This is a genomic window from Desulfobulbus oralis, assembly GCF_002952055.1.
Taxonomy (GTDB): domain Bacteria; phylum Desulfobacterota; class Desulfobulbia; order Desulfobulbales; family Desulfobulbaceae; genus Desulfobulbus; species Desulfobulbus oralis.
Map to the genome: position 1 here is coordinate 653,112 of NZ_CP021255.1, position 14,744 is coordinate 667,855.

The window sequence follows — 14,744 nt, forward strand, 5'->3', positions numbered from 1 at the left end:
CACCATTATCCTGCCGACGAGAACATCTCTTTGCCAGCAATGTTTCACGTGAAACACTGAGCTCCCCTCATATCACAAAAGGTGCATACCATTGAGTACGGAATACTCGTCTGATATTCTGATTGTAGGCAGCGGCGTTGCCGGCCTTTCCCTGGCGCTGAAAGCCTCCCGGTTCGCCAGAGTCACACTGGTGACCAAAAAAAACAGGATCGACAGCGCCACCAACCGGGCACAGGGCGGGGTGGCCGCGGTGCTTTCGGGGGAAGATTCCGTGGCAGACCACGTGCATGACACACTGGTTTCCGGGGATGGCATCTGCCATGAAGACGTGGTGCGTATGGTGGTGAGCGAGGGACCGGACCGGATACGGGAACTGGCGGATCTGGGCGTGCGCTTCCAGATGCAGAAAAACGGCTCGACCTTCGAGTTGGGCCGGGAAGGCGGACACTCTGCTCGGCGCGTAGCTCATGCCGCCGGTGTAACCGGCAACGCCGATCTGACCGGCAGGGAGATAGAACGGGCCCTGCTGGCCCGGGTTGCCGCGCACCCGGATATTGAGGTTCTGGAAAACCACATGGCCGTGGACCTGTTGATCGCCTCACGCGCGGGCCTGGCCCCCCCCAGCGAAGATCGCTGCCTGGGCGCCTATGTGCTGAATCACCAAACCGACAGGGTGGAGACTTGCCTGGCCAAAGTGACCGTGCTCTGCACAGGAGGCTGCGGCAAGGTCTACCTCTACACCACCAACCCCGCCATCGCCACCGGAGATGGGGTGGCCATGGCCTACAGGGCTGGCGCCAGGATCGCCAACCTGGAGTTTATCCAGTTCCACCCAACCTGCTTTTACAACCAGGAGATCACCGGTTTTCTGATTACCGAGGCTGTCCGCGGTGAAGGCGGCATTCTGCTCAATGAAGCCGGGCAAGCCTTCATGCAACGCCATGACCCCCGGGGCGACCTGGCCACCCGGGACATCGTTGCCCGTGGCATTGACGCAGAGATGAAACAAAGCGGTACAGCCTGCGTGTATCTGGACATCAGCCACAAGGCAGCAGATTTTGTCAGAAAGCGCTTCCCCAATATCTACGAAACCTGTCTCAGGGGTGGCGTGGACATCACCAAAGAGCCGATCCCCGTGGTGCCGGCGGCCCACTACATGTGCGGTGGCGTGCAGGTGGATACCTGGGGCCAAAGCAGCCTGAGCGGCCTGATGGCGCTGGGCGAAACCTCCTGCACCGGCCTGCACGGCGCCAACCGTCTGGCCAGCAACTCACTGCTGGAAGCCGTGGTCTATGCCGACCGGGCGGCACGGAAGCTGCCGGAAATACTGGCAGCCCTGCACAAGCTGCCGGTCCCTGGCACGGTGCAGCCATGGAAGACCGGTGGAGCCGCAGTCATCGACGAGGGCGTGCTTATCAGCCGTAACTGGGATGACATCCGCCGTCAGATGTGGGATTATGTGGGCATCGTGCGACGCACCAAGCGCCTGCAGCTCATGCGGGAACGCCTGACCACTTTGCGCCGGGAAATCAAAACGCACTTTTACGACTACCTGCTTACACCGGATCTGGTGGAATTGCGCAACCTGGTCGTGATTGCCGAGCTTATCGTCTGCAGTGCCATGTGGCGCAAAGAATCCCGTGGCCTGCACTACATCCGGGACTATCCAAACCGGGACGACGGCAATTTCCTTCGGGATTCCGTTCTGGATAAAAGTAACATGGCGGACTTGCTCGACAGTATATAATTGAAAATTATTCCTAATAACCTTTGGAAAAATTTTTTCTCTGTCTTATAATGCGGGGCATTGCAGAGGGCGGCCCGAAACAGCGCCCTCACCATTGTCGCGCTTTTCCGGAGAAATGAAGCTATGTCTGATACACGAAAAAATATACGGCTTGGCTGGATAGGCACCGGCGTCATGGGGCTTGCCATGTGCGGCCACCTGATGGATGCAGGCTACCCTTTGACCGTGTTCAACCGTACAGCGGCCAAGGCCAGGCCACTGGTGGAGCGTGGAGCGAAGCCGGCCGCTTCTGCCAAAGAAGTCGGTGCGGCAAGCGACATCGTCTTTTCCATGGTTGCGTATCCGGCTGACGTCGAGGCTGTGAGCATCGGCCCGGATGGGGCCCTGGCCGGGATGCGGCCTGGGTCTGTCCTCTGCGACATGAGCACATCCAGCCCGACGCTGGCGGCCCGCATTGCCGAGCAAGCGGCACAAAAAGATGTCATCGGCATGGATGCCCCGGTCACAGGCGGGGATGTGGGGGCCAAAGAAGCCACGCTTGCCATCTTTGTCGGTGGGGCAAGGCCCGGTTTCGAGCGGCTTCTGCCCTGCCTTGAAGCCATGGGCAGGAAAATCATGTACTGCGGCGCGGCCGGCATGGGTCAGCAGGCCAAGCTGGCCAACCAGGTTGCCATTGCCGGCGTCATGTTCAGTGTGTGCGAATCCCTGCTGTATGCCCAGCAAGCCGGGCTCGATGTACGGCGCTGGCACGAGCTGGTCTCTGTGGGAGCGGCCGGATCGGTTGCCATGAAGACGCTGGGCAGCCGCATGATGGACGGCGACTTTGCGCCCGGCTTTTTTATCGACCATTTCATCAAGGACTTGGGCCTGGTACTTGAGGAATGCCGCCGGATGCACCTGATCCTGCCAGGCGCGGAGCTGGCAGATACAATGTACCGCAGCATGCAGACCCATGGCCAGGGCAGGAACGGCACCCAGGCTTTCATCAGTGCCCTGGCCGAACTTTCCGCGAAAGCCTGGGCTCCTGTGCCCAAATAACCATCTGTTTTGCCGTCCGTTTGGAGTACAGTGACCATGGAGCAAAGCCCGCTACGCATGACCTATCAGCGAGAGATCATCCTCGAGGAATTGAAGAAAACGAAAACGCATCCCACTGCGGATGAACTCTACAGCACGGTGAAGCAACGCATCCCCCACATCAGCTTGGCCACGGTGTACCGCAATCTGGAGACGCTCGCCAACAGCGGCCTCGTGCGCAAGCTGGAAGTGACAGGCCGGCAAAAACGCTTCGACGGCAACACGGAACCACACGACCATATCACCTGCACTGTGTGTCAACGCATAGACGACATTGTCCATCCTCTCAACGAAGGACAAGCGCCCATGCCGCAATCTGCTGCCTGGCATGGCTACCGGTTGACCGGGTGGAGCGTGGAGTATTTTGGCATCTGCCCGGACTGCCTGCAGAAAAGTAATGCAGCAGTCACGGATAACACTCGATGACCACAATACCCCACACTCCTGTCCTTCAAAAAGTTAACCAAACCAAGGAGCACGTCATGACCCAGAAAAACGAAATCTACAAATGCGTCGGCTGCGGCAATGTTATCGAAGTTCTCCACTCCGGAACCTGTATCCCCCTGTGCTGCGGCAAGCCCATGGAGTTAATGCAGGAAAACACCGTGGATGCGGCCAAGGAAAAGCACGTGCCGGTTATCACCAAAATCGACGGCGGCTACAAGGTCGCGGTCGGCTCTGTTCTACACCCGATGGAGGAAAAGCATCTGATCGAATGGATCGAGCTGATTGCCGATGGCGTGGTTTACCGCAGGGATCTGAAACCTGGCGATGTGCCGGAGGCCACCTTCATGGTAGCAGCCAGTCAGGTGTCGGCCCGCGAATTGTGCAATCTGCACGGCGTGTGGAAGGCCGGCATCTGAGGCAGACATCATGAAAAACACGGAACTCGCAAAGGGCATCTACTGGGTTGGTGCGATTGACTGGAACATCCGCGATTTCCACGGCTATTCAACCAACCGTGGCAGCACCTACAATGCGTATCTCATCGTCGACGACAAAATCACCCTGGTGGATACGGTCAAGGCGAAGTTCAAAGGCGAACTGATGCACCGTATCCGGAGTATCATTGGTGACCCGAAGCAGATCGACTACATTGTGGTCAATCATGTCGAGATGGATCACAGCGGCAGCCTGCCCGAGGTCATTGCCGAAGTGCAGCCTGAGAAGCTTATCTGCTCAAAAATGGGGCAAAAGGCTCTTTTGCAGCACTTTCATCGCGAGGATTGGCCCTATCAGGTGGTCGGCAGCGGTGACGAAATCAAGCTCGGCGAGCATACGCTGAGCTTTCTGGAAACCCGGATGCTGCACTGGCCGGATTCCATGTTCGCCTATGTGAAGGACGAGCAACTGCTCTTCAGCAATGATGCCTTTGGGGAGCATCTGGCCACGAGCGAGCGTTTTGACGACGAGGTGGATGCCGGTGTGCTGGCCCATGAAACCACCAAGTATTACGCCAACATCCTCACGCTGTATTCGCAGCAGGTCAGAAATCTGCTGGCCAAGGTGGCGGAGCTGAAACTCGACATCAAAACGATTGCACCGGATCATGGCGTCATCTGGCGCAAGGATCCTGGTCGCATCATTGCCTCATACAAGCGCTGGAGCAACTATGAAAGCAACGGACGCGCGCTGGTCATTTACGACACCATGTGGGAATCCACCCGCAAAATGGCTTTTGCTGTGGCCGAAGGTCTCCTGGAGGCAGGTGTTCCGTACGACATGTTCGACCTGGCGGTTCACCACAGAAGCGATGTCATGACCGCTGTCCTGGATGCCAGCGCGCTGGTGTTGGGCTGCCCCACGCTCAACAACGGCATGACGCCGCACATGGCCGATTACATCCAGTATATGCGGGGGCTCAGACCAAGCCGGAAGATTGCCGCCTGCTTCGGCTCCTACGGCTGGTCCGGTGAATCGGTCAAGATGATGACCGAGATTCTGCAAGAGCTGAAAATGACCATCTGTCATCCCGGGCTCAGGGTGCAGTACGTGCCAACCCACGCCAACCTGCATGACTGCGTCGAATTGGGCCACACTGTGGCGAAAGCCACGAAAGCCTTCCTGGCAGGAGAGCAGGTCGAATCCGTGGTCTGAACACAAGGCGCCTGGACCGGCACGGTTGGGCGCCATTTTTTGTTGCAAATTGGGGGACAGTCCGTTAGCCTTTTGCATGCTCTGTCTTTGATCCGGAGAATGATTTTCCGAAAGAGCATTCTTTCATCCGACCATTGCAAGGAGGACACAATGAAAAAATTACTGTTTACCGTGTTTTTTTTACTGTGCTTTGCAACTGCAGCCTTTGCCAAGGTAAACATCAACACCGCAACAGTGCAGGAATTGACCGCACTCCCCGGGATTGGGCAGGTCAAGGCGGAAGCCATTGTGAAATACCGGGAAGCAAACGGTTCTTTCAAGAGTGTGGATGATTTGACCAAGGTCAAGGGTATTGGCCCCAAAATGCTGGACAAGATCAGGGATGAAATTTCTGTAGAGACCAAAGCCAAGAAGTAACAAATTCCGCTGTTTTCCCGACCCGACAATACAGGGCCTTTGCCGCTTTGCGCAAAGGCCCTGTATTTTTCTCTCCGGCTACGGCTACTTTTTCTTTGATTGAGGAGATGACCATGAAGCAAATCCGTTACCCTGTTCTCTCTGTGCTCCTGCCACTTGTTCTGCTCGCGGCTCTTGTTCTGCCCGGTCTGGCCACTGCACAGCCCATCAGGGTGTTGGTCAGCACTTTCCCTGTTTACCAATTTACCCGCAACATCACGCAGGGCAGCACAGCCCTGCAAATCGAGCTGATGCTGCCGGCACAGCTCGGCTGCCCCCATGACTATGCCCTCACGCCCCAGGATATGCGCAAGCTGGAATCAGCTCAAATTTTCATCATCAATGGGCTTGGCATGGAGGAATTCCTGGGAGCTCCGCTGAAAAAGGCCAACCCGAAACTGCAGGTGGTGGACAGCAGCGCCGGTATCGGCGATATCCTGAACTACAGCGATGCAGCCGAGGGGGAAGAGGCTGATGATGATCACAGACACCACGAAGCCGCCCATGTGCACAGTCATGAACATGATGCACAGCAGCGCCATCATGAACACAGCGAACATCATCACGGGCATGATGAACACCATCATCACCACTCCGGGCCCAATCCCCACCTCTTTGCCAGTCCGCGCATGGCCGCCCTGCAGGTAGCCAATATCGCCAAGGCTCTGGCAGCCGCGGCTCCTGGAGAAAGGGAACTCCTGAGCCGCAATGCGCAGGCCTACATCCAAAAACTCGATGCACTCAACGAGGCTTTCGAACAGCTGGGCAAACGGCTCGCCAACAAGCGTATCGTCACCCAGCACGGTGTTTTTGATTATCTGGCCCGCGACATGGGGCTGAACATTGTGGCCGTAATCGCCGCTCATCCCGGTCAGGAACCATCGGCAGCCGAAGCGCTGAAGCTGGTGCGGACCATCAAGGACGAAAAGGCGGGCGCTCTGTTTACGGAGCCCCAATATCCGGACGGCATCGGCAGAACCCTTGCCAAAGAAAGCGGCATTCCAAGCTCGGTGCTGGATCCGGTGGCCAGCGGCCCTGAAAATGCCCCTCTGGACTACTACGAGCGCATCATGCGCGCCAACCTGGCCAGTATGGCCGATACCCTTGGCACCAAGTAGACCCACAGAAGCGGCGGCCAGGGGTGAGGCGGCGCTACGCTTCGAAGCGCTGACCGTCATGCGCGGCGGGCTGCACATCCTGGATGCGGTCAGTGCCACCGTGCCCAGGGGCAGTTGTACCGCCATCGTTGGCCCCAACGGGGCGGGTAAAACGACTTTGCTGCTGGCTCTCCTGGGCGACTTGCCCTACCTTGGCCGTATCGACTTTCCGGGAAGGGCCGAGGGCCAGCGGCCGCGCATCGGCTATGTACCGCAGAAGCTGGACTTTGACCGTGGCCAGCCGATCACCGTACGAGAATTTCTGACACTCGGCCTGCAACGACGCCCTCTGTGGTTCGGCGTTGCAGGCAGGTGGCGGCGGAAGGCCCACGATAAACTCGCCCAGGTGCAGGCCCTGCATCTGGCCAGCCGACGTTTGGGCGCACTCTCCGGTGGTGAACTGCAACGGGTGCTGCTGGCGCTGGCGCTTCTCCAGGAGCCTGAATTGCTGGTTCTGGACGAACCCGAGGCGGGTGTGGACTTTCATGGCGGCTTTATCTTCTGCGAACTCCTGGACAGCCTGCGGAAGGAACAGCATTTTACCCAGCTCATGGTCAGCCACGATCTCTCCACGATCACGCATCACGCCACCCATGTCATCTGCCTGAAGCATGGCGTGGTGGCCGAAGGCCCGCCGAAGGAAGTGCTCACTCCAGCCAACCTGGGCATCACCTTTGGCTTGCATATGGGTCTGGTCAAACCGGACTCCCTGCCCTCCGGACTCACGGCCTGCACCGCTACCTGCTGCAATCCGCCCCGTAATCATGCCTGAACTGACCCCTCTCTACACACTGTTGGCCCATATCTGCCCCCTTGACTGCATGCAGTCCCGCTTTATGCAGCAGGCGCTTCTGGCACTGCTCCTGCTCGCACCCATGACCGCTGCCATGGGCATTCTGGTGGTGAATTTCCGTATGGCATTTTTTGCCGAGGCCATCAGCCATTCCGCCTTTACCGGCGTGGCGCTGGGCATGCTGCTGACTGTGTCGCCGGAGCTCACCATGCCGCTCTTTGGCCTGGCCGTGGGTCTGGGAATCGTGGCGGCCCAGCATCACAGCTCACTGGCCAGTGATACGGTGATTGGCGTCTTTTTTTCCGGCATGGTGGCCTTTGGTCTCGCCATGGTCAGCCGTGACCGCTCCCTTGCCCGTGACATGCAGCGCTTTCTCTACGGCGATATTCTCACCATCAGTGAGACGGAACTCTGGGTTCTGCTGTTGCTCGCCTGCGTGGTGCTGGTCTTTCTGGCCCTGAGCTATAACCGGCTGCTCTATGCGGGCCTGGACGAAACGCTGGCGCGCACGCACCGGGTTTCGGTCTTACCGCTGCAGTACGTATTCTGCGGCATCCTGGCGCTGTTGGTGATGTTCGCGGTGCAGGCGATTGGGGTCTTTCTGGTGACTGCACTGCTGGTGGTGCCGGCAGCCACAGCGCGCAATCTGTCTGGCAGCGCAGGCGGGATGTTCTGGTGGGCAGTGGTGGTAAGCGAAATTTCCGCAGGAACGGGCCTCATCATCTCCGCTCAGGACTGGGCCCAGACGGCCACAGGCGCAACGATTATTCTGATTGCCTGCGGCTTTTTTGCCGCGAGTCTCCTGGTGATTCGCCTCAAGAACTAAAAAAAGTACAAACAAAAAAACCGGACAGCCCACCCACAGGCTGCCCGGCGCCCCAACAATTCCCGGCGAAACTGCCTATTTCACCGGAAAGGACAAAATCGATCTGAGGCTCACCCCCTCATATCCTGCACCTTTTTCATCAAGCTTGACCATGGTACGCACCATCCAGAAACCCGGACTGGTGATTTTCACCGTGGCTCGACCATGGGCCACTGGAGAGGCGGTATAGGCCCAGGCATTGGGTACGTCAGAGAAACCGCTGTACGTAGCATAGATGGTATCGAATTTGGCCGGTTTGCCGTCGAGCAAAACCTTGAACTCGATTTCATCGCCCACTTTGGCCGCGAACGGATCGCTCATGGGGACGATTTCCAGGCGCTGGCCTACCACTTTATCATAGCCGGCGCTGTTACCGTCCACCGGCAAAAGCAGCTTGGAGAATTTTTCATACTGCACCTTCTCATACAGCATGGGCTTGCGGTGTCCGGTGATGATGGCCGTCCCGCCGCCTGCCAGCGTCACCTTGGTATCATAGGTCAGCCAGTTCTGATTGGCAGTGAGCGGCAAGGCTTTGCCCTGATAGAAAACTTCGGAATAGCCTTCGTCCTCCAGTTCTTCAGATCTCAGAAAAACGTGGGTAGAATACACGGACAGCGGCACCACCTGCTCTGCGTGGTAGCTGTCCCATGCCTCGGGCATCACAACAAATTCATGGGCAGAGGCCGCAACTGGCAAGGAACAAACAAACAAGGCAGCGGCAAATAAAAACGACGAGCAACGCATACCGACCTCCCGATCAGAGAAAGGAAAAGGAATCTTGAAAAAATCGTACGCAGTTATAGCGTATAATTTTTAAAATAATATTACCATTAGTACCGGCCTGCGTTTGCCCTGTCAAGTATTTTTGGCTGATGAATTCAAGTTGCATGTGCACCGGTGAGGCCCGGTTAAAAACTTCAGCGCAAGTCTGGCAGGTTAGGCTCAGCAGTCCATTGAAAAAGTCGCAGCAATGCGCATTGCGAGTAAAAAACATCGCAAGGCCGAGGTGTAGCCAACTGATTCTTCGTTACTTTGAATTTGAAATGCCTGTAGCATGGGACCTGAAATATAGTTTTTCAATGGCCTGCTAGCCGGTAAAAACAACCCTCACTGTTCAGGTTGGGCGAGTCACTCGTTATGAACTTCGACGATCAAAAGACGTGTGGGGCGGAACGGCGACCGCTATGCGTCGTCTCTGGCCTTGGCAGCATGAGCTGTCGGTTGATGCCCGGTCCTGCCACCTTTCCCTGCTCCAGGGCAGGGCCGGAACAAGAAATATGAAAACCCCGTATTTTTACGAGTTGTTGCAGCGCAGGATTTCCCCTTAAATATTGTTTCAGGCGCCTCGGTCACATCCGGGCGAAACTATCCTTTCCGGGATGCAGGGGAACAGCGTCGCCGTACGGCCGTCCTGCTGCATCCTGTCAGCCGAACCAGAACGGCCGGGAGAAGTCTATGGAAAACATCTACGATATTGTCATTGTCGGTGCCGGGCCAGCTGGCATGACCGCAGCCATTTACGCCATCCGGGCCAATATGCGGGTGCTGCTGCTCGACCGTCTGTCTCCGGGCGGCCAGATGATCAATACCAACGAGGTCGAGAACTACACTGGCGCGGGCAGATTGAGCGGAGCGGACTTGGCGATCAAAATGTTTGAGCATACCCAGGAACTGGGTGTGGCCTTCGATTACAAGACCGTTGTCGATATTGCCGTGGGTGATGCAGTGAAAACAGTCACCTGTGAGGAAGACGCCACGACGTACAAGACGCGGGCTGTCATTCTGGCCACCGGTACCGTACCCCGGCGCCTGAATGTGCCCGGTGAGGCGAAGTGGGCGGCTAACGGCATAAGCTGGTGCGCCATCTGTGACGGGGCCCAGTATCGGGGCAGGGATGTGGTGGTTATCGGCGGCGGCAATTCGGCGGTGGAGGAGGCCATATACCTGGCTGGCATCTGCACCAGGGTCAGCATCGTCACCCTGTTCGACCTGACCGCTGATCCCAAGGCCTGCGACCGGCTGCGCAGCATGCCCAATGTCAGTGTCTATCCCTATCAGGATGTGCTCGAATTCACCGGTGAAGAGCGGCTGGCCGGCGTCCGCTTCAAGTCAACCAGGGAAGATGCGACCGAGTGTTTGGTCACTTGTGACGGGGTCTTCGAGTATATCGGCCTCCAGGCCTGCTCCGAGGCCTTTGCCAGGCTCGGTATTCTGGACCGCAGCGGTTGCATCGAAGTGGACGCGCGCATGCGCACCAGGGTGCCGGGCATCTTTGGCGCCGGCGATATTACCGTCAAGCACCTGCGGCAGATCGTGACCGCCTGTGCAGACGGTGCGGTAGCGGCCAACAGCGCCGCATCCTATGTCGAATCTCTCAGATAAAAGGGTCACCAGGCCAAGGAGAAGCTATCATGATTACCGAAATCACCGCCCAGGACTACGAGTCGCTGGATCCGGCCACGCCGAAGATGATCGAATTTTATTCCAAGACCTGCGGCCCCTGCAAAATGCTGTCTTTTGTGCTCAAGGCCATTGCCCAGCAGAAGCCGGATTTTCCCATTTACCCCATTGATTTCGATGCGAATCAGGAGCTGAAAGAGCGGCTCGGCGTCAAAGGCTTCCCCACCATGCTGTTTTTCAAGGACGGCCGGGAGGTCAGCCGCCTGGAGGGTTTGCAGCAGAAGCCAGCCATTATCAAAGCCATAGAAGCGCTTGTCTGAACAGGAGGAAAGCATGGACTACAAGGTTCGTTACACCAATGAAGACCATCTCATCACCCGACAGAACCGTGCGGAGAAGGCATTTCTGGCTGCCTTTGAAAAGGACAAGCCGGAACTTGAAAATGCCCATGTGCTGATCAATCCCTACCTTATAAACCCGCTGTGCGCGCTTTTGCTTTTCAGGAGCAAAACCCCTGCCTCGGCCACACTGACCGTGCATGGCAAGCGCAACAGCCGCGAAGACATTGTGCATGTGTTTCCCCAGACAACCAGCCACGTTCTGCCGGTGATCGGGCTTTATGAGGGTATGAGCACTCGTGTCACGGTCAGCCTGTCCAGCGGGGAAAGCAAAACCTTTGCCATCGCCAGCCAGCCCCTGCCCGAAGATGTGTGCCGCTGCCGCAACATCAGCACATCCATGAATTATTTCGGCACAAACTTCATGTTTCTCACGCCTGCCGGAAAGAACCTGCCCACAGCCTACGATTACATGGGCGATATCCGCTGGCTTCTGACCGTCAACACCATGTTCGACATCAAGCGGCTGAAGAACGGCAATATCATGACCGGTTCACACCGCTTCTGCTACATGCCCTACAACAGCACAGGTCTGGTGGAGCTGAACCTTTTGGGCAAGATCTACCGGGAATACCGCCTCCCCGGCTGCTACCATCACGACCATTTTGAGATGGAGGATGGCAATATCCTGGCGCTGACCCAGGATTTCACCCGGGACACGGTGGAGGACATGTGTGTGCTGCTTGACCGCGAGACCGGCAATATCCTGAAAACCTGGGACTACCGCAAGGTGCTGCCCACGGATGCGGCGGGTTCCGGTTCTCAGGATGCGCACGACTGGTTCCACAACAATGCCGTGTGGTACGACAGAAAGACCCACAGTCTGAGCTTCTCCGGCCGCCATCAGGACGCCATTATCAACCTGGACTTCGAAACCGGTGAGCTTAGGTGGATTGTCGGCGATCCGGAAGGCTGGCCCGAGGCGATGCAGAAAAAATACTTTTTCAAGCCGGTGGGCGATCTGTCCCAATTCGACTGGCAGTACGAGCAGCATGCCTGTGTGATCTGCCCGGACGGCGATGTCATGTGTTTTGACAACGGCCAGTATCGCTCCAAGGACAAGGCCAAATACATCAGGAATCGCGACAACTTTTCCCGTGGCGTGCGCTTTCGTATCGACACCGGGAAAATGGAGATCGAGCAGGTGTGGCAGTACGGCAAGGAACTGGGCGAGGCCTTTTTCTCCCCCTATATCTGCAATGTGGAATACTACGCCGAGGGCCATTATCTGATTCATTCCGGCGGGATCGGCTGGCAGGACGGCTATGCCTCCGACATGCTGGGCGCCTTTATCAACCCCAAGACCATGCCCGGTACGGACATCTGCTCCAAGACCGTGGAGCAGAAAGACGGCGTCGTTATGTATTCTATGGAGGTGGACGGCAATTTCTACCGTGCCGAAAAACTGGCCCCCTATCACGACGGCGACAATGCCGCCTTTGGTGCAGGCAAATTGGTAGGCAGGCTGGAAGTGACGCCCACCTTTGACACCATTGCCGAGGCGAGTGAGACCAATACGGTCATCGACTCCTGGCATCAGATCCACATTGAAGAGGACGAAGACCGGCTGGTGTTCCACGGCCGCTTCGAACGGGGCTCTCTGGTGCAACTGCTGCTCCAGAGCGACAGAGAAACGCGTCCCTATTTCATCAACACCGCCGCTACCTGGGCACTGGCCATGTGCTCCGGCGCCTACCTCGAGAACGACGAGCGGGTCATCAAGAAGAACATCAGCAAGGAAGGCCTGGCGGGCATCTACGAGATCAAGGTGCTGGTGGAGGACAAAATCTACAAAACCGGCATCAGCATCTGCTGCCCGTAAAGTAAACGCCGGCCCGGCGAACGATTTGAGTTCCTGTGCCGGGCCGGCAAAGCCGTGCCGCTGTCCTCTGTGGCGAGCCGCAGGCAGGGCCCTTTCAGTTTCCATTTTGCCGTTTCAAGGAGATGATATGCAAGAAGAACCAAAGCGTTCCCTGCTTCCCCTGGTGCATACGCTCATCGGCTTGACCATCATGTTTTCCGGGCATTTCCTGCCCTGCCCTGCCATGGTGGTGGAGACCAGCGACAAGCTCCTGGCCCTGAATCTGCCACAGGTGGACGGCGGTTTGCAACTTGGCATTACCCGCACCGGCATGATCGTGTCCATGATCTTTTTCGGCGTCATCTATCTCTGGACCTTTGTCGACACGATATGGCCAGGCCTTGTGGGGCTCCTGGCGCTGATCTTCAGCGGTTTTGCCCCTGCGCCCAAGGTGATGCAGATGTTTCTGGGCAATCCCATGGTGGTCATGCTCTTCTTCCTGTTCATGGTGGCGGCGGCCATAGTGTACAGCAATCTGGCCGGCTGGCTGGCCCGCTATCTGATGACGCGGGACTTCATCAAAGGCCGCCCCTGGGTGTTGACAACGACCTTTCTGATCACCACCTACCTGGTGGCCTTTCTGGATCAGGTTTCGGCCACCTTCCTCATGTGGCCCATTCTGTACGCCATTTTCAGGGAAGTGGGCTTCAAAAAGGGCGACCGCTATGTGACGATCATGACTGTCTATGTCATCATTGTCATCCTGCTCTGCTTTGCCTCCGACCCCTTCAAGGGCGGAGCCATGTACCTGGTCAGCAATCTGCAGCACCTGGCTGCCAGCGACTCGGGGCTGGCGGCACCTCCACTGAACATCGCCCTGTATTTGTGCTTTGGCCTGATCATTTCGGTCTGCTGTATCGCACTGTTGTTGTTTCTGCTGCGTTTTGTCTTCCGGGCGGATGTGACGCCGCTTAAGCGGCTCGATCCGGCGGCGCTCAGGAAGGAGCCCCTGCCGCCCCTGAACGGTGTCCAGAAACTGGTGCTCATAGACTTTCTGCTCTATGTGCTCTGGCTGCTCCTGCCCGCCATTATCGGCACAGGCAATCCTGTAGGGGCCTTCCTGCAGAAAAACAGCATGGCCGGTTCCCTGCTGGCTGCCACGCTCCTGACGGTGGTTTTCGTCAAGGGGCGGCCTGTGGTGGATATCCACGCCTCCAACACGCAATACCCCTGGCGTGTGTTTCTGCTCATTGCCGTAGCCATGCTGCTGGGCGGGGTGATGACCGGCCCCGGCACCAATGTTGCCCTTTATATGGAATATGCGCTGCGTAATCTGCTGGGCAACATGGATGCCACCACCTTCTCTATTGTGGTGGTACTCATCGGCATTATATTTACCAATTTTTGCAACTCGGTGGTGCTGGGACTGGTGCTGACCCCGGTCCTGCTGGCTGTGGCCAATGCCTTTAACATCAGTTCCGCTCCCATGATGGCCTGTTTCATTTACGCCGTGCTCATCGCCGCCTGCACGCCGGCGGCCTCGCCCTTTGCCGCCTTGCTGTACGGGCAGACCGACTGGATCGACAGACGCGACATCGGGCGCTATACGGTCATATCTTCGGCCTTGGTGGTGCTGGTCGTCATTGTGGTTGGCATACCCCTGGCCCGCGTCCTGTTCTAGACGGTGCGGTGCGGCTGATGCTTTTGCAACGAGGGCGCATTCAAAGGCGCAGGTGCACCGGTGGGAGCCTGGTTAAAAAAACCGCAGCAAGGATCCTAAGAGTCGTTCGTCCAGGGTAATATGGCTGTGGGACATGGCGGGCTCCTTCTGGTAGACTGTGTATTGATACCGCCGACTCTACCAGAATCCTGGACTGGTAACCTTTTTGCCACCTTCGCAGCGGGTGCCTTTGCAAGGTGAATCTACCGGTGGGGAGCAGAAAAATAATCTCG

Annotated in this window: 14 protein-coding genes; 13 read left to right on the forward strand and 1 reads right to left on the reverse strand. The window is 57.3% G+C overall.

Translation table 11 applies throughout. From position 1 onward, the window contains the following. The first annotated feature begins 91 nt into the window (after positions 1 to 91). The 9 genes from nadB to CAY53_RS02835 all read left to right on the forward strand — a co-directional run bounded on the left by nadB (position 92) and on the right by CAY53_RS02835 (position 8,153). Positions 92 to 1,747: an L-aspartate oxidase gene (nadB, locus tag CAY53_RS02795; RefSeq protein WP_104935835.1), complete on the forward strand. Its 1,656-nt coding sequence runs from the start codon at positions 92 to 94 to the stop codon at positions 1,745 to 1,747. Between the two features lie 123 nt (positions 1,748 to 1,870). Continuing rightward, the gene (locus tag CAY53_RS02800) at positions 1,871 to 2,785 is read left to right on the forward strand and encodes an NAD(P)-dependent oxidoreductase (RefSeq protein WP_104935836.1); all 915 of its coding nucleotides are present in this window, start codon (positions 1,871 to 1,873) and stop codon (positions 2,783 to 2,785) included. A gap of 57 nt (positions 2,786 to 2,842) precedes the next feature. Beyond that, entirely contained in the window at positions 2,843 to 3,250 is a 408-nt protein-coding gene (locus CAY53_RS02805) for a Fur family transcriptional regulator (RefSeq protein ID WP_245874856.1), read from the forward strand. A 56-nt stretch (positions 3,251 to 3,306) separates the two neighbouring features. Beyond that, on the forward strand, positions 3,307 to 3,687 hold the full coding sequence (locus CAY53_RS02810; RefSeq protein WP_104935838.1) for a desulfoferrodoxin: 381 nt from the start codon (positions 3,307 to 3,309) through the stop codon (positions 3,685 to 3,687). 10 nt (positions 3,688 to 3,697) lie between these two features. Continuing rightward, complete coding sequence (locus tag CAY53_RS02815) at positions 3,698 to 4,921, forward strand: FprA family A-type flavoprotein (protein ID WP_104935839.1); 1,224 nt, start codon at positions 3,698 to 3,700, stop codon at positions 4,919 to 4,921. 150 nt (positions 4,922 to 5,071) lie between these two features. Continuing rightward, positions 5,072 to 5,338: a ComEA family DNA-binding protein gene (locus CAY53_RS02820; protein ID WP_104935840.1), complete on the forward strand. Its 267-nt coding sequence runs from the start codon at positions 5,072 to 5,074 to the stop codon at positions 5,336 to 5,338. A 113-nt stretch (positions 5,339 to 5,451) separates the two neighbouring features. Continuing rightward, positions 5,452 to 6,495, forward strand: a complete 1,044-nt coding sequence (locus tag CAY53_RS02825; protein ID WP_245874857.1) for a metal ABC transporter substrate-binding protein — start codon at positions 5,452 to 5,454, stop codon at positions 6,493 to 6,495. After that, the gene (locus CAY53_RS02830; RefSeq protein ID WP_245874858.1) at positions 6,482 to 7,306 is read left to right on the forward strand and encodes a metal ABC transporter ATP-binding protein; all 825 of its coding nucleotides are present in this window, start codon (positions 6,482 to 6,484) and stop codon (positions 7,304 to 7,306) included. The genes CAY53_RS02825 and CAY53_RS02830 overlap by 14 nt, the downstream gene beginning before the upstream one ends. Continuing rightward, entirely contained in the window at positions 7,299 to 8,153 is an 855-nt protein-coding gene (locus tag CAY53_RS02835; RefSeq protein ID WP_104935842.1) for a metal ABC transporter permease, read from the forward strand. Before CAY53_RS02830 ends, CAY53_RS02835 begins: the two co-directional genes overlap by 8 nt. Before the next feature lie 75 nt (positions 8,154 to 8,228). Here the strand turns inward: CAY53_RS02835 and CAY53_RS02840 are convergent, their stop codons facing one another. Continuing rightward, positions 8,229 to 8,936 (reverse strand): DUF4198 domain-containing protein, encoded by a 708-nt coding sequence (locus CAY53_RS02840; protein ID WP_104935843.1) that lies wholly within the window; start codon positions 8,934 to 8,936, stop codon positions 8,229 to 8,231. A gap of 711 nt (positions 8,937 to 9,647) precedes the next feature. Here CAY53_RS02840 and CAY53_RS02845 point away from each other — a divergent pair. The 4 genes from CAY53_RS02845 (at position 9,648) to CAY53_RS02860 (ending at position 14,472) form a co-directional block, all read left to right on the forward strand. After that, a complete protein-coding gene (locus tag CAY53_RS02845) occupies positions 9,648 to 10,574 on the forward strand; it encodes an NAD(P)/FAD-dependent oxidoreductase (RefSeq protein ID WP_104935844.1) in 927 nt (308 codons plus the stop codon). A gap of 29 nt (positions 10,575 to 10,603) precedes the next feature. Continuing rightward, positions 10,604 to 10,912 carry a thioredoxin family protein gene (locus tag CAY53_RS02850; protein WP_104935845.1) on the forward strand — a complete coding sequence of 103 codons (309 nt, stop codon included), beginning with the start codon at positions 10,604 to 10,606 and terminating at the stop codon, positions 10,910 to 10,912. A 13-nt stretch (positions 10,913 to 10,925) separates the two neighbouring features. After that, the gene (locus tag CAY53_RS02855) at positions 10,926 to 12,812 is read left to right on the forward strand and encodes an aryl-sulfate sulfotransferase (RefSeq protein WP_104935846.1); all 1,887 of its coding nucleotides are present in this window, start codon (positions 10,926 to 10,928) and stop codon (positions 12,810 to 12,812) included. 127 nt (positions 12,813 to 12,939) lie between these two features. After that, complete coding sequence (locus CAY53_RS02860; RefSeq protein WP_104935847.1) at positions 12,940 to 14,472, forward strand: SLC13 family permease; 1,533 nt, start codon at positions 12,940 to 12,942, stop codon at positions 14,470 to 14,472. Positions 14,473 to 14,744 lie beyond the last annotated feature (272 nt).

Coding starts and splice junctions, on each gene's coding strand:
- CAY53_RS02835 (WP_104935842.1), top strand. CDS start 7,299: ATGCCTGAACTGACCCCTCTCTACACACTGTTGGCCCATATCTGCCCC.
- CAY53_RS02845 (WP_104935844.1), top strand. CDS start 9,648: ATGGAAAACATCTACGATATTGTCATTGTCGGTGCCGGGCCAGCTGGC.
- CAY53_RS02820 (WP_104935840.1), top strand. CDS start 5,072: ATGAAAAAATTACTGTTTACCGTGTTTTTTTTACTGTGCTTTGCAACT.
- CAY53_RS02860 (WP_104935847.1), top strand. CDS start 12,940: ATGCAAGAAGAACCAAAGCGTTCCCTGCTTCCCCTGGTGCATACGCTC.
- CAY53_RS02840 (WP_104935843.1), bottom strand. CDS start 8,936: ATGCGTTGCTCGTCGTTTTTATTTGCCGCTGCCTTGTTTGTTTGTTCC.
- CAY53_RS02810 (WP_104935838.1), top strand. CDS start 3,307: ATGACCCAGAAAAACGAAATCTACAAATGCGTCGGCTGCGGCAATGTT.
- CAY53_RS02825 (WP_245874857.1), top strand. CDS start 5,452: ATGAAGCAAATCCGTTACCCTGTTCTCTCTGTGCTCCTGCCACTTGTT.
- CAY53_RS02805 (WP_245874856.1), top strand. CDS start 2,843: ATGACCTATCAGCGAGAGATCATCCTCGAGGAATTGAAGAAAACGAAA.
- CAY53_RS02855 (WP_104935846.1), top strand. CDS start 10,926: ATGGACTACAAGGTTCGTTACACCAATGAAGACCATCTCATCACCCGA.
- CAY53_RS02850 (WP_104935845.1), top strand. CDS start 10,604: ATGATTACCGAAATCACCGCCCAGGACTACGAGTCGCTGGATCCGGCC.
- CAY53_RS02815 (WP_104935839.1), top strand. CDS start 3,698: ATGAAAAACACGGAACTCGCAAAGGGCATCTACTGGGTTGGTGCGATT.
- CAY53_RS02800 (WP_104935836.1), top strand. CDS start 1,871: ATGTCTGATACACGAAAAAATATACGGCTTGGCTGGATAGGCACCGGC.